This window comes from Paenibacillus auburnensis, from assembly GCF_927798115.1.
GTDB lineage: Bacteria > Bacillota > Bacilli > Paenibacillales > Paenibacillaceae > Paenibacillus_AQ > Paenibacillus_AQ auburnensis.
On sequence record NZ_CAKMMG010000001.1, the window covers coordinates 1,077,847 to 1,098,314 of the forward strand.

Annotated in this window: 17 protein-coding genes; 7 read left to right on the forward strand and 10 right to left on the reverse strand. The window is 50.6% G+C overall.

The features are described from left to right. Positions 1–330 precede the first annotated feature (330 nt). Positions 331–2,088, forward strand: coding sequence for an alpha-glycosidase (locus tag L6H70_RS04940; RefSeq protein WP_236330364.1), 1,758 nt, complete (start codon positions 331–333; stop codon positions 2,086–2,088). 129 nt (positions 2,089–2,217) lie between these two features. Here the strand turns inward: L6H70_RS04940 and L6H70_RS04945 are convergent, their stop codons facing one another. Beyond that, positions 2,218–2,628 (reverse strand): GNAT family N-acetyltransferase, encoded by a 411-nt coding sequence (locus L6H70_RS04945; protein ID WP_236330368.1) that lies wholly within the window; start codon positions 2,626–2,628, stop codon positions 2,218–2,220. A gap of 281 nt (positions 2,629–2,909) precedes the next feature. Between L6H70_RS04945 and L6H70_RS04950 the strand changes: the two genes are divergently transcribed. Both L6H70_RS04950 and map read left to right on the forward strand, forming a co-directional pair. Continuing rightward, positions 2,910–3,491 carry a TetR/AcrR family transcriptional regulator gene (locus L6H70_RS04950; protein WP_236330370.1) on the forward strand — a complete coding sequence of 194 codons (582 nt, stop codon included), beginning with the start codon at positions 2,910–2,912 and terminating at the stop codon, positions 3,489–3,491. A gap of 11 nt (positions 3,492–3,502) precedes the next feature. After that, positions 3,503–4,249, forward strand: a complete 747-nt coding sequence (gene map / locus L6H70_RS04955) for a type I methionyl aminopeptidase (RefSeq protein ID WP_236330373.1) — start codon at positions 3,503–3,505, stop codon at positions 4,247–4,249. Positions 4,250–4,329: 80 nt separating this feature from the next. Here the strand turns inward: map and L6H70_RS04960 are convergent, their stop codons facing one another. The 3 genes from L6H70_RS04960 to glgB all read right to left on the reverse strand — a co-directional run bounded on the left by L6H70_RS04960 (position 4,330) and on the right by glgB (position 8,193). Then, positions 4,330–4,692 carry a hypothetical protein gene (locus L6H70_RS04960; protein WP_236330376.1) on the reverse strand — a complete coding sequence of 121 codons (363 nt, stop codon included), beginning with the start codon at positions 4,690–4,692 and terminating at the stop codon, positions 4,330–4,332. Positions 4,693–4,809: 117 nt separating this feature from the next. After that, a complete protein-coding gene (glgA, locus tag L6H70_RS04965; RefSeq protein WP_236330378.1) occupies positions 4,810–6,234 on the reverse strand; it encodes a glycogen synthase GlgA in 1,425 nt (474 codons plus the stop codon). A 30-nt stretch (positions 6,235–6,264) separates the two neighbouring features. Beyond that, the gene (glgB, locus tag L6H70_RS04970; RefSeq protein WP_279306728.1) at positions 6,265–8,193 is read right to left on the reverse strand and encodes a 1,4-alpha-glucan branching protein GlgB; all 1,929 of its coding nucleotides are present in this window, start codon (positions 8,191–8,193) and stop codon (positions 6,265–6,267) included. Positions 8,194–8,410: 217 nt separating this feature from the next. Here glgB and L6H70_RS04975 point away from each other — a divergent pair, with 217 nt between their 5' ends. Further along, on the forward strand, positions 8,411–9,637 hold the full coding sequence (locus L6H70_RS04975) for a glucose-1-phosphate adenylyltransferase (protein WP_236330382.1): 1,227 nt from the start codon (positions 8,411–8,413) through the stop codon (positions 9,635–9,637). A 103-nt stretch (positions 9,638–9,740) separates the two neighbouring features. Here the strand turns inward: L6H70_RS04975 and L6H70_RS04980 are convergent, their stop codons facing one another. The 5 genes from L6H70_RS04980 to L6H70_RS05000 all read right to left on the reverse strand — a co-directional run bounded on the left by L6H70_RS04980 (position 9,741) and on the right by L6H70_RS05000 (position 15,144). After that, the gene (locus tag L6H70_RS04980) at positions 9,741–11,171 is read right to left on the reverse strand and encodes a sensor histidine kinase (RefSeq protein ID WP_236333138.1); all 1,431 of its coding nucleotides are present in this window, start codon (positions 11,169–11,171) and stop codon (positions 9,741–9,743) included. Then, positions 11,168–11,866: a response regulator transcription factor gene (locus L6H70_RS04985; protein WP_054940854.1), complete on the reverse strand. Its 699-nt coding sequence runs from the start codon at positions 11,864–11,866 to the stop codon at positions 11,168–11,170. The genes L6H70_RS04980 and L6H70_RS04985 overlap by 4 nt, the downstream gene beginning before the upstream one ends. After that, the gene (locus tag L6H70_RS04990) at positions 11,859–13,142 is read right to left on the reverse strand and encodes a hypothetical protein (protein WP_236330385.1); all 1,284 of its coding nucleotides are present in this window, start codon (positions 13,140–13,142) and stop codon (positions 11,859–11,861) included. The genes L6H70_RS04985 and L6H70_RS04990 overlap by 8 nt, the downstream gene beginning before the upstream one ends. A gap of 37 nt (positions 13,143–13,179) precedes the next feature. Then, the gene (locus L6H70_RS04995) at positions 13,180–13,905 is read right to left on the reverse strand and encodes a phosphonate ABC transporter ATP-binding protein (RefSeq protein ID WP_236330388.1); all 726 of its coding nucleotides are present in this window, start codon (positions 13,903–13,905) and stop codon (positions 13,180–13,182) included. Positions 13,906–13,995: 90 nt separating this feature from the next. Next, positions 13,996–15,144, reverse strand: a complete 1,149-nt coding sequence (locus L6H70_RS05000; protein WP_236330391.1) for an MFS transporter — start codon at positions 15,142–15,144, stop codon at positions 13,996–13,998. Positions 15,145–15,309: 165 nt separating this feature from the next. On the opposite strand from L6H70_RS05000, the gene L6H70_RS05005 reads away from it, so the two are divergent. The 3 genes from L6H70_RS05005 to L6H70_RS05015 all read left to right on the forward strand — a co-directional run bounded on the left by L6H70_RS05005 (position 15,310) and on the right by L6H70_RS05015 (position 17,902). Next, positions 15,310–16,233 (forward strand): ArsR/SmtB family transcription factor, encoded by a 924-nt coding sequence (locus L6H70_RS05005; protein WP_236330394.1) that lies wholly within the window; start codon positions 15,310–15,312, stop codon positions 16,231–16,233. Positions 16,234–16,283: 50 nt separating this feature from the next. Next, a complete protein-coding gene (locus L6H70_RS05010; protein ID WP_236330398.1) occupies positions 16,284–17,036 on the forward strand; it encodes an HAD family hydrolase in 753 nt (250 codons plus the stop codon). A 98-nt stretch (positions 17,037–17,134) separates the two neighbouring features. Further along, entirely contained in the window at positions 17,135–17,902 is a 768-nt protein-coding gene (locus tag L6H70_RS05015) for a DsbA family protein (RefSeq protein ID WP_236330401.1), read from the forward strand. Positions 17,903–18,010: 108 nt separating this feature from the next. Here L6H70_RS05015 and L6H70_RS05020 read toward each other — a convergent pair whose 3' ends face one another. Then, positions 18,011–20,278, reverse strand: coding sequence for a type IA DNA topoisomerase (locus tag L6H70_RS05020; protein ID WP_236330404.1), 2,268 nt, complete (start codon positions 20,276–20,278; stop codon positions 18,011–18,013). Positions 20,279–20,468 lie beyond the last annotated feature (190 nt).

The window sequence follows — 20,468 nt, forward strand, 5'->3', positions numbered from 1 at the left end:
TCCAGTTGCTTCCGAAATAACCCGGATCACCTGGACTGGTTCACGGGCTCCATCCGTGTGGTATTAATTACCTAATGCTTACGAAACATTTTATTACGGTGTGGCTCAGGTGAATTTACTCACAAAGCATAGATATATGCTCACCAAGCCATTTTATACGACCTCTCAGGAGGATTAGCTCACAAAACTTAGGTATATGCTTTCGAAGCGAGTTTTGTACGATGTGTCTCAGGAGGATTAGCTCACAAAACTAGGTGTATGCTTTCGAGGCGAGTTTTGTACGATGTGTCTCAGGAGGATTAGCTCACAAAACTTTTAGGAGGTGCTCTCATGCTTTTGGAAGCTATGTACCATGTACCCCGTGACAAGTGGGCTTACGCCTACGATACAAAAACTATACATCTGCGTGTACGCACCAAAAGGGACGATGTGGACTGTGTTACAGCCCTCACCGGAGACAAGTATGACTGGGAACATACCTTTTATGAAATTATGATGGAAAAGGCCGCATCCGACGATAAGTTTGACTACTGGGAATGCGCGGTCCGGCCTAAATATAAACGTCTCAGCTACACTTTCCGTGTCAGCAAAGGCCCGGAGGATGTATATCTCCTTGACAATGGCATCCGCACGGAGTGTCCTCAGCCGCCAAATCACTTCTACGAGTTTCCCTACATACACCAAATCGACCTGTTTCAGGTGCCCAAGTGGGCCAAGGATGCGGTGTTTTATCAGATTATGACCGAGCGCTTCGCCAACGGCGATCCCGGGAATGATCCGGAAGGAACCGAGGCTTGGGGCGGAACGCCGAAGCTGGATAATTTTTTTGGCGGAGATCTGCAGGGTGTACTGCATCATCTAGATGATCTGCAGGAGCTTGGCATCAACGCCGTTTATTTCACACCGCTGTTCGTCTCCCCTTCCAACCATAAATATGACATTGTGGACTATAAAAAAGTGGACCCCCACTTCGGGGATAATGAGCTCCTGAAGCGCGTCGTTGAGGAATGCCACAGACGGGGTATCCGGGTGATGCTCGACGCCGTATTCAACCACTGCAGTGACAAGTTCCCTCCATTTCAGGACGTGCTGGAGAAGGGCGAATATTCTGTTTACAAAGACTGGTTCCATATAAACTCCTTTCCTGCTGAGGTTGTCGACGGTATTCCTACCTATGACACTTTCGGCTTTTTTGGCAATATGCCGAAGTTCAACACCGCCAACCATGAGGTCAAAACCTATCTGCTTGAGGTGGCCGAATATTGGATCAAGGAGATCAAGGTCGACGGCTGGCGGCTGGATGTCGCTAATGAGGTCGATCACCATTTCTGGCGCGACTTCCGCAAGGTTGTCAAGGCCGCGAACCCGGACGCTTATATCGTCGGCGAGGTGTGGAGTGATTCCCTGACCTGGCTGCTCGGTGACCAGTTCGATTCGGTCATGAACTATCCATTCTCCGGCACGGTGCTGGAATTCTTCAACGGGGGCATGGACGGGATTACCTTCGGACACCGGATCGGCAGCTTACTGATGCGCTATCCGCAGCAGACAAACGAGGTTGTCTTTAATCTGCTGGGCAGTCATGACACCCCGCGTCTTCTGACGGTTGTCGGGGAGGATAAACGCAGGCTGAAGCTCGCCGTCGTCTTCCTGTTCACCTTTATGGGGACACCCTGCATTTATTATGGCGATGAGATCGGGCTCACGGGCAATGAGGACCCCGACTGCCGCAAATGTATGGAATGGGATGAGGAGAAGCAGGACCGGGAGCTGTATGATTTCTACCGCATGATGATCGCCCTGCGTAAGGAAAACAAGGCGCTGCGCGAAGGCCGCTTCCGCATCCTCCTGGCCTGCGAGAATGATCCGTGCATCGTCTATGAGCGGGCGGATGAAATTATCCATTTCACGGTCTGGATGAACAATTCCCCCGTCCCCCGCACACTCAGCCACCCGATGGAGACCGACGACTGGCTTGATGCGCTGACCGGTGACCCGGTAGCTCCCGTAGATGGAATGATGAATATCTCGCTTGATCCGTATGGCTACCGGATTCTGTACCGTAATCTGGAGCAGCCTTCGATTTAAAACTGTTACCTTCAATACAAAAAAAAACCAAAGGCAGCCTTGAACTGAATACAGTTCTAGACTGTCTTTGGTTTTGTCTGGCTCACGTTGCCCCTCATTATTTTAACTCATATGGATTAATACTGCCCGTTAGTTCAAGTTTTTGGTAAGAAGTATTTCCAATGGTTGTGTATCAAGTATTAAGCATCCTGCATCTTTGTAGCCTAATTTTCTATAAAAATGTTGGGCTCCTTCATCAGCCTGAGTGGATGTCATAATCAGATTGTAGCCCTTTTGTTTCATTTGTTCTTCCCAGAAGAGGACAACTTGCTTGCCTGCCCCCTTATCTCGATATTGTTCATCGACCCAAATCATGTTCATGAATGGGGTGTTGTCCCAAAAGTACCCATACCTCATCCATCCGATATTACTATCATCCTGATTTCGCAGAATGTATATTTCATTTCCCTTTATTTTTGGCAGTATTAAGCTCTCAGAAATATGATGGTCATGGTTTCGTATGTATTCATAGTCTGACTCCGTTGCAAAGGCGATCCTCAACTTAATTCCTCCTTTATGCCGCATTAAAAAATCTAATGACATTCTAACAGAACATTAATAAGCACCGACAATAAATAACATCTTTAATTAAACTCTACTGCCCGTTAGCTTAACGAGAGCATGCAATCCATAACTTTATTTTTATGGGCTTGTGCCTTGTTATTCAGACTCATACTAGATCTCTCGAACGGCCGTACATAATAATTGCATTTGTCCTCTTCATGCATTACACTCTTTATATTGACAAATTTGCAGGTCTATAAAAGGAGGTCCACGCGCCTATGTGCCCCCGTACTAAAGAACAAAATGAGCTCATACGGTTGCAGCGCCGAGAACAGATCCTGGACTTCGCCGCGCGTGCCTACTTCCGCACCGGCGGCAGCTTTGATATTCGGGACGTCGCCCGCGAGGCCGAGCTCGGTTACGGCACGGTATACCATTATTACCCGAACCGGCATTTACTAATAGAAGAGGTGTTGGCCAGCGGCTTTGAAAGATGCGAGCAGGCCCTGGCAGAATGGTCTAACCTCAGCCGCAGCACCTCGGATAACAGGCAGCTATTGACGTATTGCAAGATGCTGCTCCGGCTGTGGCAGTCGGATGCCCGCGCATATCTCGTCTACAAAATGGCGACGGAACATTATTCAGGCTTGCCTGAGAAGGATCAGCATCCCGCCCGGAGACGATTCCTGGAACGGCTGTACCTTCCGCTCAAATCGATCGCGCAGAGCGAAGACGACAGTATCGATTATATGCTTGCCGTGCTGGTTGGCTGTTGCAGTGTGCACTACTATGCAGGCACTTCCGAGCTGGACGTCGACCGAATTGCCCAGCTTGCGATGCAAGCTATTACGAAGGAGTAATGATAACAAACATGGTCATCTTAAAAAGCAAACATGAAATCGAAGGCATCCGCAAAGCATGCCAGGTGGTGGCCGAATGCCATCGTACGATCGCCCCGCTCATCAAACCGGGTATTACGACGAACGAGATAGAGCGCATATTCGAGGACATTATTTTGAAGCACGGCGCCAAGCCATACACGAAGGGCTACAAGGGCTATCCATATGCGACCTGTGCCTCAGTCAACGACGTGATCGCTCATGGCTTCCCTACAGATAGGCCCCTTGAGGAAGGCGATATTGTGACGATCGACACGGTCGCAGAGCTCGACGGCTGGCTCGGCGATTCAGCCTGGAGCTATGCGGTTGGCAAGATCTCTCCGGCCGCTGAGAAGCTGATGCGCGTCACCAAGGAATGCCTTGACCTCAGCATCGAACAGGCCCGGCCCGGCAATCGGCTCGGTGACGTGACGAGCACAATCCAGCGGCATGCCGAATCGAACGGCTTCGGCGTTGTGCGTGACCTTCTCGCCCATGGCATCGGCCGGGACCTGCACGAGGCGCCTACGTATATGCATGTCGGCAAGCCCGGCAATGGCCTCCGCATCAAGGAAGGCATGGTGTTCACGATCGAGCCCATGATCACCGAAGGCACCTACTACATGTCAATCGATCAGGACGGCTGGACCGCCCGTACACTGGACCACAAGCTCGCCGCCCAATATGAGCATACAATCGCCATCACTGCTGAAGGTCCACAAATCCTGACCGCGCAATAAAATAAAAAGAGGCCGGCCAGCGAAATGGCCGACCTCTTTTTTATGGGTTACGCCAGGATACACCCAGCCATCCTGATAGGTTAGGTTGTAAGATCATCAATCGCCTGGACAGCTAGTTTCAAAGCTTTTATTCTTCGCTCCAGCAGTGTTCTTTGCGGACTACCCGTCTTTGACTTTGCATAACTGTTTTGAATGGATGGAAATAACCCTATAATCACCTGACGGGCTTCTGCTAAATCTTCCTGTATGTAATTAAGTGGCTCTTGATTCCAGACGTGTTCAAGCATGGCTAAACCGATGGAAACAGCTTTAAGCCGCTTCTTTACAAGGGTTGTATTGGCGCCATTTTGAGTCATCTGGGACAAAGCATTTTCCAGTTTACGGATTGTCGATTCTAAGGATTTAATGGATTCCAATTGATCAGCTTGTGATACATTTTCCATGCGGGTACTGTCCTTTCTTTTGATTCTGCTGATTTGCAAAAAAGAACACACTGCTAAGATTTGATCCTGGCGGTGTGTTCTTCTGCTTTTGAGGTGTGAACGTTTTTTTATTATAAGCTATTCCGTGATGCTATCATAGATGTCGATGTACTGCTGTGCGGAAACACTCCAGCTGTAGTCACCGGCGAAGGCGTTTTTCGTAACCTTTTTCCAGTGCTCCGGTTTGTGGTAGTAGGATACCGCCCGGCGCAGGGTAAACATCATATCGTGGGCATTGTAATCCTTAAAGGTGAAGCCGTTGCCCTCGCCAGTCTCCTCGTTATAGGCATGAACCGTGTCGTTGAGCCCGCCGGTTTCGCGCACGACCGGAATACTTCCATACCGCAGGGCCAGCAGCTGGCTGATGCCGCAAGGCTCAAACTTGGATGGCATCAGGAAAATGTCGCTTGCCGCGTAGATTTTACGGGATAACGCGTCATTGAACAAAATCTGGGAAGAAAGCTTGGTCGGATAACGCCATGCCGCCTCACGGAACCAGCGCTCATAGGATTCGTCACCTGTACCGAGCAGGACGAATTGGATATCGTCATAATACAGCAGCTCATCGAGTACCCGTGTCAGCAGATCCAGGCCTTTGGAATCGACCAGCCGTGTAACCATCGCAACCATCGGGATGTAGGGTGCCACCGGCAGACCCAGTTCCTGCTGCAGACCCAGCTTGTTCTCGGCTTTTTTAGCCAGATTTGAGCGATATTTCGTGAAGATTTTGCTGTCCGTATTCGGATTATAGCTCTTGGTATCAATGCCGTTTACGATTCCGCTCAGGCTGTCGGCGCGAGAATTCAGAAGCCCATCCAACCCGTAGCCGTAATATGCTGTACGGATCTCATCCGCATACGTCGGGCTGACCGTAGTGACATGATCGCTGTGGACGATTCCGCCCTTCATGTAATTCACGTTGCCGTAATACTCTACGCTGGTAAAATAACTGCTGTCCAGACCGAGCAGCTCACCCAGCACCGAATACGGGAAAACGCCCTGATACAGCAGATTGTGAATGGTGAATACCGTGCGCATGTTGCTGTAGAAAGGAATATGGCGGTAGTGCGCCTTTAGCAGCAGCGGAACAACGGCAGCATGCCAGTCATGGCAGTGCAGCACATCAGGCTGGAAATTAATACTCGGCAGACACTCCAGCACCGCGCGGTTAAAGAAGGCAAACCGTTCACCATCATCCATATATCCGTAGATGCCGTCCCGGCCAAAATAATATTCATTATCCACGAAATAAACAGGAATGCCTTCATAGACGATTTGTTCAATGCCGCAATATTGATTGCGCCAGCCGACAGGCACATCGAGTACAGCCACAGGCTCCATCTGCGAGCGGAATTGCTCGGGAATCCCTTTATATTTAGGCAAAATCACCCGTACATCCACCCCTGCACCCTTCAGCGCCTTGGGTAAAGCTCCAATGACATCGGCCAGACCTCCCGTTTTGATAAACGGATGGGCTTCGGCGGCGGCAAATAAAACTTTCATTCCAATTTCCCCCTTAGTTGTACGAATTCTCTATACCAAACCTGCTTTGGACTTGCGTCCCGCCTTTTTCAGTACCAGAAAACTAAGCGGCGGAAGTGTCAGCTCCAGGCTGTTCAGCTGGTTATGCCATTCTTTCTTGCTGCTCTTCATCGGTTCATTGTGAATCCCGGAACCCCCAAACTCGATATTCTCCGAGCTGAATAGTTCTTCATACGTACCCGGCCGCGGGACGCCGATCCGGTAATCACGCCGTTCCACCGGCTGAAAATTAATAATGATCAGCAGGGTGTCTACAGGCTTCTTGCCTCTGCGGATATAGGAAACCACGCTTTGGCCATTATCGTCTGCATCAATCCACTGATAGCCCTCCATATCATGATCCAGCTCCCACAGTGCCTTCTCTGTCACGTAGAGTTTGTTAAGTGCAGCGGTAAAAGCAAGCATCCGGCGGTGGCTTTCGTAATCCAGCAGCAGCCAGTCGAGCTGCTCCTGATCCTTCCACTCGATAAACTGTCCAAACTCACCACCCATAAACAGCAGTTTCTTGCCGGGATGGGAGATGTGATAACCCAGCAGCACGCGCAGTCCGGCAAACTTTTGCTCGTAGGATCCGGGCATCTTGTCTAACAGTGATTTCTTGCCGTGTACGACTTCATCATGAGACAGCGGCAGAGCATAGTTCTCGGAATAGGCGTAGCAGATGGGAAAGGTCAACAAATTATGATGATAGGGCCGGGCCCCGAAATCATGTTCTATGTAACCCAGTGTGTCATTCATCCAGCCCATATTCCATTTGTAATTAAATCCCAGGCCGCCTTCATGTGCAGGCGCAGTAACGCCCGGCCAGGCGCTGGACTCTTCAGCCATCATCAGCGCTTTTGGATAATAATGAAAAATGGTCTTGTTCAGCTGCTGAATGAAACTGATCGCCTCCAGATTTTCCAGTCCCCCGTTCCGGTTGCGCCGGTATTGGTGTTCCTGCTTCTCAAAATCGAGACGGAGCATGCTTGTCACCGCATCTACACGCATTCCGTCAATATGATAAACATCGAACCAGAACAGTGCATTTGAGATCAGGAAAGAGACAATCTCCGGCTTGCTGAAATCAAAGGAAAGGGTCCCCCAGCCCGGCTTCTCGGCCAGCATAGGATCGGCATATTCATACAGCGGAGTTCCGTCAAACATTCTGAGGCCATGTGCATCTTTGGCAAAATGCGCCGGAACCCAGTCCAGAATAACACCGATGCCGGCCTGGTGAAGATGATCAATCAGGTACATCAGCTCCTGTGGCTCTCCATAACGGCTGGTTGCAGCGAAATATCCCGTTCCCTGGTACCCCCATGATAAATCATAAGGATGTTCGGCGAGCGGCATAAATTCCACATGGGTATAATTCATCTCCACCAGATAGGGGATCAGCAGATCGCTCATCTCACGGTAGGTATAGAATTCACCGTCTTCCTTCTGCTTCCAGGTGCCGAAATGCATCTCATAAATGTTCATCGGCCCGTTGTATGGTGCTTTGTTCTTCCGCTTCCACTGATTGTCGCCCCAGCTATAGCCGCTGATATCCGCAACAACCGAAGCCGTGGCCGGCCGCACCTCTGCCTTAAACGCGTAAGGATCTGCCTTCAAAAAGCTTGCACCGTCAGCCGATACAATCCTGTATTTGTAAAAAGTTCCCGGCTCTATGCCCGGAAAAAAACGACTCCAAAATCCTGAATCGGGTATCTTATATAACGAGTCCACGTCCTGCGTTCCATCCCAGCCGTTATGATTACCAGCCAGTCCTACATATGTCGCATGAGGAGCCCACACGGTAAAGCGTACGCCCGTCATTCCTTCTTCAGCGGCAATGTGCGCGCCCAGCATCGTATAGCTGCGATAATTCGTGCCCTCATGGAACAGGTAAATATCATCAGATGACGGGAGGTTTACTGTCTTAAATATGTCAGGCAAATCATCACCACCTTTTTGTATAGGATGCACCTATAACATTACCCGAATGTTGGGCGTTTGAAAATGATTTATAAGGCAAAAACAGGGTTTCTCTGAATAAAGAAAATTATTCTGTAATTTTTCCTGCTGTATAGCAATATATTTCACCTATGTCGTTTCAAGCGCTTGTAGTGAGTTTATATTACAAGCATTGACAAAAAAATGGGAGGGATAACAAATGAGTAAAAAAGAATGTGTCGCCATGCTGCTGGCAGGCGGGGAAGGCCGGAGATTGGCCCCCTTAACTTCCACTATGGCAAAACCCGCAGTCCCTTTCGGAGGACAGTATAGAATCATTGACTTTCCCCTCAGTAATTGCGTGAATTCCAAGATAGATACCGTTGGCGTACTGACACAGTACGAAGCGAACTCCTTGCATCAGCATATCGGGTCAGGTGAGCCATGGGGGCTTCATTCCAAACCAGATCAGGGCGTAAAGCTGCTGCCTTCCGGAGTAGAAGGCCGTGACACTTATACGGGAACAGCAGATGCCATCTATAAGAACATTGAATTTATTGACAGCCATAATCCGGAACATGTGCTGATTCTTTCAGCTGATCATATTTACCATATGGATTATCGCAAAATGCTCGATTATCACATCGGCAAATCCGCTAAGGCAACCATTTCAGTTATGGAAGTCCCATGGGATGAAGCCAGCCGCTTCGGGGTGATGAATGTTAACGAAGAACTCCAAATTTCCGAGTTTGCGGAAAAACCAAAAGTGCCGCAAAGTAATCTTGCTTCGATGGGAATTTACTTGTTCGAGTGGTCCTACCTAAAGGATCATTTGCTGCGCGATGCCGCTAATCCGGCCTCCAGCCATGATTTCGGTAAAGACGTTATTCCGACGATGCTTGACGGCAATGATCAGTTGTTTGCTTACCGCTTCAAAGGATACTGGAGGGATGTAGGCACCGTAGACAGCCTCTGGGAAGCTCATATGGACCTTCTACAAGAGGATGAAAACAGCTTTAAGCTGGATAATGCACAGTGGCCAATGTACAGCCGGGCCCGCCGTAACAAACCGGCGGCTGTTAAACCGCGCGTACAGATCAAAGCAGAGGATTGCTTAGTGAACGAATCTTGCCTGCTTGAAGGCAGCCTGCAGCGTTCCGTAATCTTCGGGGGTGTAGAAATCGGCAAGCTTAGCCGGATTCATCACAGTATTGTAATGCCGAATGTCCGCATCGGGCGCGGCGTCCTGATTGAGAATGCGATCATCGGCGAAGGTGCGGTCATTAAGGACGGAGCAGTCATCAAAGGAAGCAGCGACAATATCGTCGTTGTCGGCCCTAATGAGATTGTGGCCGCCAAACCCGTTATCCGTACACAGCCTTCCCGTCTGCTGCAAGAGGTCTATGAGAAGACCGGCAGACTCCGGGCTGAAGGGCTTCCTTCTTAAGCCTCTTCCCTCAGCATAATCAAACAAATAAAAGGGCTGAATTACCGGTCTTGCCGACCGGTAATTCAGCCCTTTTAGCTATATCTTAATCAGGAGCGGACGCTTATTCGTAGCCATTCTCCGGAAGAGCCGGAGCTGTCGGACGCTCTTCGGTAAGCGGCAGAATAACTGTCACCTGCGTACCTTTGCCGAGCTCACTATCCATTTCCAGCTTCCCGTTATGAAGCTCCACAATCTGCTGGGATATCGCAAGCCCGAGTCCGGTCCCTCCATTCAGCGCATCGACCTGGAAGAACCGGTCACGCACCCTGGAGAGATGCGCTTCGCTGATGCCGATTCCGCTGTCCCGCACGATTACAGCCATTTCACTGGCTGACAGGCGCTGGGCGGACAGGACGATGCTGGAATCTTCCGGAGAAAATTTCACGGCATTATCGACAAGATTGAGGAATACCTGCTTCAACCGGTTCGGATCACCTTTGATATAGATCGTGTCCTCACACTCCAGCACCAGATGAATCCGCTTCTTCTCCGCTTTGGCCCATATATTCAGGATCGTCTCCTGCAGCACTACCTTAATGTCCATCAGAACGATGGAGAGCTTCATTTCATTCTGCTGCAGCTTCGAGAAGTCCAGAATCTCTTCAACGAGTCCGATCAGGCGGTCACTTTCCTTGGAGATAATCCCCATACCCAGCTTGGTCTCTTCCGGGTCGTAGCCGCCCGAAATCAGCGTCTCACTCCAGCCCTTGATACTGGTGAGAGGTGTCCGCAGCTCATGAGAAATCGAGGAGATAAAGTCGTCCTTGATCTGATTGCTGCGGATAATTTCATCCGCCATATAGTTGAGCGTAGAGGCCAAATCACCGATTTCGTATCTATAATTACCTTTGATGCGGGCGGTGAACCTCCCCTTCGCCATTTGGGCCGAAACCGCGGTAATATTGTTCAGCGGTTTAACAATCGAATTGGCCAGGCCGAAGCTGAACAGGACTACAATCACCATTACCGCCGCACCGATACCGATGGATGCCAGTGTAAGATTCAGCAAATCTTTATCGATCCGCTCCATCGAGGTAAGATATCTGATTACATACTTGTCGCGGCTGCTGACCTGAATTAACTTGGAGACAGCCATTACACTTTCATTCGTTCCCGCTTGTCTGCCTACCCACCGGCCGATACTGCCGCCTACTGCTTCAGGTACGTCACTGGTAGTAATGGTACGGTCAGGCTGAAAGCCCGTTGAACTGGTAAGGATATCCCCGCTGGTTGACAGGACTTCCAGCTCTGTATAGTCCATGCTGAAGAAATCAAGCACCTTTTGCAGCTGATTGGGCGACCGCTCACCCGAAATTTCATACTTCAGGAATTCTTCCGCCGTGCTGATGTGGGTCGTAATCTTACTGTACACGCTGTCGTAATAATACGTCCGGATTGCCAGCAGGAAGATAACCTCAACGAGGAGAAGCGCCACAAAGACTACCAGTATATAATGCAGTACAATCTGTCTGCGCATCCCCTTCTTGATCATTGTCCTTGACCCTTCCATTTATAGCCGTGCCCCCATACAGTCTGCAGGTATTCAGGCTCCGACGGATTGTTTTCGATTTTTTGGCGCAGCCGGCGGATGTTCACATCCACAATTTTGGGATCTCCCATGTATTCCTTACCCCAGACATGATCCAGCAAGGAATCGCGGCTGAGCGGCGTGTTTTCTTTCTCCAGGAAAAATTGCACCAGTGAAAATTCAGTCGGCGTCAACTCAATGGCTTCCCCGCCGCGTTTGAACTGCTTAGAGATCAGATCAAGTGTAAACGGACCGGAATGGAAGGACACCTTCGCCGACTGCTCGCGGTGCACATTAACCCGGCGCAGCAGCGACTGAATACGGGCAATCAGCTCCGTCGGACTGAACGGTTTGCTGACATGGTCATCTGCTCCTACGGAGAGCGCGTAGACCTTATCCTGTTCCTGTACCTTTGCCGTCAAAAAGATAATCCCAAGCCGCTCGTTGGTTTCCCGGATACGCCTGCACACCTCAAAGCCGTCGATCCCCGGAACCATGACATCCAGCAGTGCGATATCAATATCGGGTACCGTAGTCAGCTTATGCAGCGCTTCGTTGCCGTCAGCCGCCTCCAGCACTTCAAACCCGTTGCGTTTAAGATTAATAACAATAAAACTGCGGATAGATTCTTCATCCTCCAGAATAAGTACTTTACTCATCGATTCCCTTCCTTTCGATTGGAGCGGTTATTTTATCGCTGTCGCTCCCGCCCGTGCTCTGCACCAGTTCTCCCCGGTAGCCGATTACCTTATCCATATCGCGCCCCAGAACTTTCCATCCGCTATTTTTGACGCGGTCCCATTCTATCTGCGTGAAGAAAGATACCTCTACAACCGTCTCCCCTGTATCAGACAGAATAAACTTCAGGGACTTATCCTGGACAGACTTCGTATCGACCGTAATCCTCCCGTGCCACTCCGGCAAGAAATCAATCACGAAACGGTCCGACGGATCACGGTATTTCTGCGCCGTAAAGGTCAGCCCGTCCTTGCCGTCCCATTTGTAATAGGAAGTGAAATAAGGGATGGTCTCCGGATCAAAATATTCCCAGCCTTTCGGCGGCTCAAGCAATCCAATTTCAATAATGCCGTCCCCGTCCATGTCTTCACTGATGATTTTTCTGTCCTTAAAGGTACGGGCATCCCCTGGTATCACCACGCGCAGCTTGTTATTCTCCATAACAACCATTGTCGTATAAGCCGAGCGGGAATCCACTGCCGCATCCAGTACTATACCTTCTTTATTCTCTGCTACTTTTCCTGAGACAATATTGTAATAATTATAGAAATAAGGGTCCAGGTTATCGAGCTGATCAAGCACCTTGAAGCCGTCATTAAACTGATAGGTGGTGATTTTGTCCACTTCATTGCGTTTGAAGTACACAACCGTAATATCGGAAATCCCGTCCTCGTTCAGGTCATCAATCAGGTATTTGGTATAGGGTTGTGCAAGCCGTTCCTCCAGCTCACCGCCGGAATAGGAATACACCACTACCCCCTTCTCATCACCGCGTGAATAACCGGTAATAATGTCCAGCTTCCCGTCACCGGTTACATCCTTCAGATCCACCGATTCCAGCTGCGTGCCGTCACCGTCAAAGACGAGCTTCTTTACCCAGCCATCCTCCACTTTCTCAAGAATCATGCCGTGGATTAGAACAGACTCATTCTCGGTTAAGTAAAAAACCAGCGTCTCCATCTTTCCGTCCTTATCGAGATCCTCCGTAAAAATGGAACTGTCCTCATCTCCCGCCGGACGGATCAGCGATGCGCTGGCCGGCATCTGTGATTTAATGGCCATCATCAGCGAAGCTTTGTCGGCAGAGAGCTCCGGCGACTTCATCTTCGAAACAGGATCGCTGATGAAGGTACAGCCCGACAGTAGGGACATGGAAAGAGCTACCGCCGCCAGACGCCTAAGAACACGTATATTCAACTTCATCACTCTTTCCTTGTTTCGTGGCTCAAATAAGCTACAGATGGATACGTTCCTGCGAAGTCAGACGGCGTCCTTTGACATCATGTTTAATTTTGCCGTCTTCCAGCACCCATAAACGTGTGGCATACCGTTCCGCCAGCTCCAGCGGCAGTACGGTCACTACCGTAAGCCCCGTTTCTTTGCATAGCTTGCGCAAGGTCTCCAGAACACTCTCCGCTGTCTTCGGGTCAAGACCGGTCACCGGTTCATCAGCCAGAATCACCTTCGCTCCATGCACTAGCGCACGGGCAATCGCCACCCGCTGGCGCTCACCGCCGCTGAGCTGGCTGGTCTTCATTTTAGCTTTATCAAGCAGCCCGAGCAAATCGAGCTCGTCCATCGCACCCATATAATCATCCGAGCGAACCATCCCCGTGACCATCCGCCACAGCGGAGTCTGTGAGGATTGGCCGATCAAAACATTCTTCAGTGCAGTACGGTTCGGATTCAGTTCCGCATTCTGCTCCAGATACGCCCACTCGCGGCGGATCTTCCGCCTGCCGGTGAACATATTTCCCCGAACGTTAACCCCGTCTACTCTAAAGTTCCCCTTGTCCCATTTCTCGCGCAGCGCCAGGCAGCGCAGCAGCGTCGACTTGCCGCTTCCGCTGGCCCCCAGCAGCACAACCAGTTCACCCGGTTCTAATTGAAAGCTAATATCCCGCAGAACAGGAAGTTTATCCTCCCCGACTGCTTTGGCTAAATGTTCAACTGTGATCATAGTTCAGCCTCTCCCTGTCTTCATCTCTAATCTATAGTGTACTCTGAAAGCGGGATCAATTTCCATGCGGACATCCGTTCTTATCTTACCTCAATTCAGCTGCCGTGGCGAGAATAATAACCCCGCTAAGCCGAACAATATATAGAAACCGCCAAGCAGCGCGAACACGCCGCCGCCCCAGCCGAACTCAAGCAGCAGGCCGCCAAGACCCGGGCCGATAATACTGCCTACACTATAATGAAACGAAGAAACCACATTGGCAGCGGGCAGCAGATGACGCGGCAGAATATCTGCTGCATAGCTAAGTCCCAGCGAGAAAAAGGAACCTACAAGCCCGCCGGCCACCATCAGCAACAGCAAGGTCAGCAGAAAATGATCTCCTGCAAGCGGCAGCAGCGTGAAGGCCAGCCCGCCGGCCACACCGGCAAAAATCAGTATTTTCTTCCGTCCGTACCGGTCACTCCACAGTCCCAGCGGCAGCTGAAGTACCAGGCCGCCAATGCCTGCGAACGGCAGCAGCGCAGCGATTTGATCCGCGCTGAAGCCTGTACGCAGTCCGTACACCGGGAAATTACTGTTCAGGCTCGCCTCCATATAGCCGTATAGCAGTGCCGGAATCAGTGCATACCAGGCTAACTGGTAGCTCCGTCCAAACCGTCTGGCCTGGCCCTCCCCATGTTCCACTTTATCCGGATGAGAGTCAGGCAGCTTGAGCAGAACCAGCAGCAGAACGAGCACAAACAAACCGGCAAGGATCAGAAAAGGCGCTGCCTGGCCAAACCGCAGCAGGCTTATGCCAAGCGGCCCAAGACTGAAGCCCAGGCCGTAGGACATCCCGTAAAGCGAGAGATTACGGCCCCTGTGCTCGGCGGGTGTCATAAGCAATACCCAGAGCTGAGCGGCATAATTAATGGCGGAGTCGCCGATGCCGACGAGCAACCGCAAAATAAACCAGGCCTTGATCCCGGGCAGCAGCGGGAACAGCAGCAATGTCACCAGCACAAGGCTAATCCCGGAAGCAATTAGCTTCTTAAAGCCGATTGCGCCCAGTACCCGTTCAGCCACAAGGGTCATAGCGAATGATCCGACATAAAGGGCAGCGGCGTTAAGCCCGTTAAGAGAGGAAGAAACTCCTTTTTGCTCCAGGAGAATGGAGAGCACCGGCAGCAGCAGCCCTTGGCTGAGCCCGGCGGCGATAATAACCGTAATAAGGATGATGTAATTCAGCCTGCTATTCAAATGATGTGAAGCCTCCTAAAAGTTTTGTGAGCATATGCTTCCTTAGATTAGTTCTTCATATAAAACTTGCTTCGGTAGGCAAACACCGAACATTATAGTGGACAACCTTCTTCAAAACAAGAGATAATATATAGAAGTGACCGATTTCCTGGGGGTGCATGCTGCATGGGTTATGAACTGAAAATTGATGTTTCACCTGTATACGAACTGCTCGACAGTTTCATGCTATATGTAACTAGAAAATGGATTTCCAATCTGGATATGGGTCCCGACTGGATTCGTGATATTGACGGCCGCATTCTTCCGCAGCAGGTGACTGCGCTCAGACAGGCAGCCGAATGGCCTTTTACCGACTATGATGTGCTCTATGTCTGGGCTTACCACCGCCAGCCGGCATCGAAGGTGACGCAGTTCCTGGAGGAGCTGGAAGCTTCTTCGCTCGAGGAATGCTTTGAACGCACAGCGCCGCTTTTCCCCAACTTTACAATGGAAGAATGCGCGCGGATCAAAAAGGACTATCCCCCGCTCCTGCAGCTATGGTATGAGCAATACTTCCGCCATGTGGAGCCAAAGCTCCTGCCCATACTCATCGAAGACGCTTCAGAGAAAAAAATGCTCGAGAGCAAAATGGGCGCTGCTGCGCTGATTGAATATGCATCCGGCGGCGTGGTGATCGAGGATATCCCTGATCTGCGGACAGTGGTGCTCCTGCCTACCATACATAACCGGCCGATCAACATGTATTGCTTCTACAATACCCTGATGATTATACAGTATCCTGTAGATGTCCCCTCGGACAATGAGGACGAACCGCCTACCGTGCTGCTGCGCCTGACCAAGGCGCTGTCCGATCCGACCAGGCTCCGGCTGCTCCGTTATGCGGCCCACGAGCCCAAAACATTGTGGGAGCTGCAGTCGGACCTGAACCAGACCAGTGATATGCTGATGCATCATTTACTTATGCTGCGTGTCGCGGGCCTGCTGCGGGTCCATCTAGGCAGTGAAGGTGAAGGCAACGAGCGCTATAGTGTCCGTCCGGACGGCGCCTCAGATCTGCAAATGTTCTTAGAGTCGTATATTCGTTTATAATAGTTATACACAGACAGAGAAAGCTGACAAAATTTATAGGAGTGAGCGTTATGAAATATTTGACCCAACAAGTTATCTTCGATCTGGACGACACCCTGGTACATTGTAATAAATATTTTGACCTCATTCTGGGGCAGTATTTCGAACTGATGTCCGACTGGTTCAGCGAGTTTGGACCGGCAACCAGCGAATTCCGCAGCAAGCAGGTGGAAATCGACGTGGAGACGGTAAGTACCAGCGGTCTTGCCAGCGACAACTTCCCGAAATCCCTGATTGCCACTTACCGCTTTTTCTGCGCCAAATATAACCGTGCGGCCGATCCCTATCAGGAAAAGCAGCTGATGAAGCTCGGTCTCAGCGTCTACGACCAGGAAGTCGAAGCTTACCCGGGCATGGTGGAGACACTCGATGCGCTGAAGCATGACGGTCATGACCTGTACCTCTATACAGGCGGGGACGATACGATCCAGCAGCGTAAAATTGAGCAAATGAAGCTCGACGTTTATTTTGGTGACCGGATTTTTATCCGCCAGCATAAAAATATCGAATCGCTTGAGAATATTCTGACTTCTTATCCTTTTGAACGGAAACGCACCTGGATGATCGGCAATTCACTGCGCACAGATGTACTTCCTGCCCTGACTGCGGGTATCAACAGTATCTATCTGAAACAGCAAAATGAATGGCTCTATAACCTGATCGAGCTCCAGCGGGAAATGCAGCAGTCGGTCCTGACCATCTCCTCTATTCATGAGGTCCCTCCGGTCATCCGCTCGGCATCGCAGCGCAAAAATCACGGCTGATAATGAACCAGGCCTTCTGTTAGAAATGCCATAGGCAGCCTGCACCAGGTGTGTTTATACTGTTTGAGTAGATTTTTCATCTCATGCAGGAGGTACAAATGAACAATAACGTGAATCCTAAACACACACGGAATAAGATGACCTCCCCTACCCCCGCAACGGACAACAAACGTCTTTTGCCGATGCTGCTGGGCGTCGTGGTGGTCATTCTGGTCATTACGCTGGTCTATGTCACTACAGGCGGTAAAGCCAGCGACAGCGATGTTTTTGAGGGGCTGCCCAACTACACGGATGTCAAAGGCACTATTGTGGTTGACGGGCTGAAGGTTGAGAAGCAGCCGCATCTCGGCAGCGGGAACGCCAAGGTCAAGGTCATTGAATTCGCCGATTTCAAATGCCCGGCCTGCAAGAAGTGGACAGCAACTTATCTGGATACCTTCATTAAGGATTATGTAGACACCGGAAAAGCGGACTTCTACTTCATGAATTTCGCATTCATTGACCGGGACTCCTATCTGGCAGCAAGTGCCGGGGAAGCTATTTATAATCAAAGCAATGAAAAGTTCTGGGAATACGTGCATAAGCTATATGCCAATCAAGGCGACGAAAGCAAAATCTGGGCGACGCAAAAGTTCATTCTTAATTTCGTCAAAGAGAACATCGAGGGCATTGATTACGCCCGGTTTGAGCAGGACTTGAAGAACCACACCTATATGTACGATGTTAAGGAAGACTTCAAAATTGCCGGAGCCTACGGCGTAAACGGCACACCTAAATTCATGGTGAACGGTATTCTGCTGAAGGATTCCTCTTACGAGGGGCTGACCGCAGCGGTTGAAAGCGGATTGGCAGAAACCGCCAAGTAATCCCGCATCATTTAAGCACTCCGCAAAAAGATAAGGATGCGGCACGGCAGGAATCCCTGGCCCGGGCCGCATCCTTTTTTTTGTATTCTTCAAGGAAAATTTATTAGATCATTCGATGCTAAGCTGCCCCGTATCCATATTGGCCAGTACCAGCTTGCCTTCGAGCGGAGCGCCGTCCTCAGCTGTCAGCTTCAGCTTGCCGGTTCTGCCTTTTTCAATCAGCGCCTTCACCTGGGCGTCGGTAAGTGTCCGGCCATGATTTTCTTTCCAGATTACAAATTTACAGCCTTCTTTATAGTGCGAGCAGCCATATCCTTTACGCCCCATAAAGATCGTTCCCCCGCAGCCGGGACGCGGGCAGGCTCCGATGATCTTCGGTCCAGTATCTGCTGCAGTCTCAGCACCAGCTTTAGGCTGACCTGCACCTGCGGTTGTACCGGCAGAAGCACTGGCTCCTGCTCCACTGCGTTTGCGGGAGGCGCCGTTCCGCCCTTTGGAACCCGCCTTAATTGAAGGCGTTTCGCCTTCAAAGGAGGTTTTGGACGCGCGCGACTGTACCCGAACCTTCTCTACGATCATCGAGGCGAAACGTTTGACATTCTCCATAAACTGGCCGTCCGCCGCCGTACCTCTGGCAATTTCATTCAGGCGCCGTTCCCATTGTCCGGTCATTTCCGGCGAGGTCAGCAGCTCAATCCCCGCTCCGCGGATCAGCTCGATCGCTGTCCGTCCCTTTTGGGTAATCGCGATCTTTTTGCCCTGCATTTCAATGTAGCCGACGTTCTTCAGCCGCTCAATCGTTGCTGCCCGGGTAGCCGGAGTACCAAGACCTGAATCCTTCATGGCATCGCGCAGCTCCTCGTCTTCTATCTGCTTGCCTGCGCTTTCCATCGCTTTGAGCAGGGTCCCCTCCGTGTAATGCTTAGGCGGCTGCGTGTCTTTTTCCTTAACTACCGCGTCGCTGCAGAGGACCTCGTCAGTCGGGGAGATGGAGAACGGCTCGTTCACCTCAATCTCCTCTTCCTCTTCGTCTTCCTTGCCCTTCCCCTTAGCCGACTTCGCTTTATCCTTCTTCTGGTCGCCATAAATGACCTTCCAGCCGAGACTCAGCAGTTCTTTGACCGTCGTTTTGAAGCTCTCACCTTCAACTTCAGTAAAGACCGTATGCACTTTATACTCCGCAGCCGGATAGAACTGTGACAGGAAGCGCCGCACAATCAGGTCATACAACTTAGCCTCATCTGCGCTTAGCCCCGATGCTTTGCGGTTTGTCGGCAAAATGGCATGGTGATCTTCCACCTTGGAGGGATTGCAGATAAATTTATTGCCTTTATGGACCAGATTGCGGTTCGCACCTTTTACCCATTCGTCATAGGAAGTCCCTTGCAGCGCAGACAGCGTCTTATGCATCTCAGGGATGTTCTGCTCCGTTACATAGTTGGAGTTGGTCCGCGGATAGGAAATCACCTTATGCTTCTCGTAGAGCGCCTGGGCGATATCGAGTGTTTTTTTGGCCGAAAAAGCGTACTTACCGTTCGCCTCACGCTGCAGCAGCGTCAAATCGTACAGTTTGTTCGGATACTCCTTGGTATCTTTGACCTCATAGGACGTAACGCGCGCGGGTTTCCCCTTGACCTTGGCAGCCAGCGCTTCAGCCTTCGCACCATCCGTAAGGCGGTCCCCCTGCCACATACCCTTATAAGCTACCTCGTTCTGCGTGAAATGACCCTCGACTTCAAAAAACTTAAGTGATGAAAAAGCTTCAATCGTCTTCTGGCGGTCATAAATCAGCGCGAGCACCGGTGTCTGCACCCGGCCCACGGACAGCAATACATTATGCTTCGTGGTGAATGCGCGGGAACCGTTCATCCCGATCAGCCAGTCGGCCTCACTGCGCGCCCTGGCGGCTTTGGTCAGATTCTCATACTCCGAGCCATCCTTCAGCTCCTGGAATCCTTTGCGGATCGTCTCCGGCGTCAGGTCGGAAATCCACAGCCGCTTCACCGGCTGGCCCAGCTGCAAATGCCGCTGAATCAGCGAAAAAATATGCTGCCCCTCCCGCCCGGCATCACAGGAGTTGACCAGCAGATCACTGCGTTTGGCCAGCTCGCCGATCACCTTCAGCTGATCAATTGTGCGGGCGTTCGGCACCAGCTTGAACTGGTCGGGAATGATGGGTAAATCGTTAATATTCCACTTTTTGTATTTGTCGTCATAAGCTTCCGGTTCGGCGAGTCCGATGAGATGACCGATCGCCCAAGTAATGATGTACTGCTCCCCTTCTAAATAGGAACGGTAATTTTTGGCCTTCGGTTCTATTGCGGCGGCGATATTCCGCCCCATATCCGGTTTTTCCGCAATAATGAGTGTCTTCAAAAAAAATCGCTCCTTAACCTTCAATCTTCCAAAATGCGTCCAGTTTTCTATTATACCATTATGTTAAACGAAATTCCCGCTAATAATCAGTATAATCATTTAGAAGGGAGACGCGGAATAAGCTTGGGTAAGCCCTTGAAAGTTAACATGGAGCCATTACTGCATTATGCATAATAACGAAGAGAACACT

Coding starts and splice junctions, on each gene's coding strand:
- L6H70_RS04940 (WP_236330364.1), top strand. CDS start 331: ATGCTTTTGGAAGCTATGTACCATGTACCCCGTGACAAGTGGGCTTAC.
- L6H70_RS04950 (WP_236330370.1), top strand. CDS start 2,910: ATGTGCCCCCGTACTAAAGAACAAAATGAGCTCATACGGTTGCAGCGC.
- map (WP_236330373.1), top strand. CDS start 3,503: ATGGTCATCTTAAAAAGCAAACATGAAATCGAAGGCATCCGCAAAGCA.
- L6H70_RS04960 (WP_236330376.1), bottom strand. CDS start 4,692: ATGGAAAATGTATCACAAGCTGATCAATTGGAATCCATTAAATCCTTA.
- glgA (WP_236330378.1), bottom strand. CDS start 6,234: ATGAAAGTTTTATTTGCCGCCGCCGAAGCCCATCCGTTTATCAAAACG.
- L6H70_RS04975 (WP_236330382.1), top strand. CDS start 8,411: ATGAGTAAAAAAGAATGTGTCGCCATGCTGCTGGCAGGCGGGGAAGGC.
- L6H70_RS04980 (WP_236333138.1), bottom strand. CDS start 11,171: ATGATCAAGAAGGGGATGCGCAGACAGATTGTACTGCATTATATACTG.
- L6H70_RS04985 (WP_054940854.1), bottom strand. CDS start 11,866: ATGAGTAAAGTACTTATTCTGGAGGATGAAGAATCTATCCGCAGTTTT.
- L6H70_RS04995 (WP_236330388.1), bottom strand. CDS start 13,905: ATGATCACAGTTGAACATTTAGCCAAAGCAGTCGGGGAGGATAAACTT.
- L6H70_RS05005 (WP_236330394.1), top strand. CDS start 15,310: ATGGGTTATGAACTGAAAATTGATGTTTCACCTGTATACGAACTGCTC.
- L6H70_RS05010 (WP_236330398.1), top strand. CDS start 16,284: ATGAAATATTTGACCCAACAAGTTATCTTCGATCTGGACGACACCCTG.
- L6H70_RS05015 (WP_236330401.1), top strand. CDS start 17,135: ATGAACAATAACGTGAATCCTAAACACACACGGAATAAGATGACCTCC.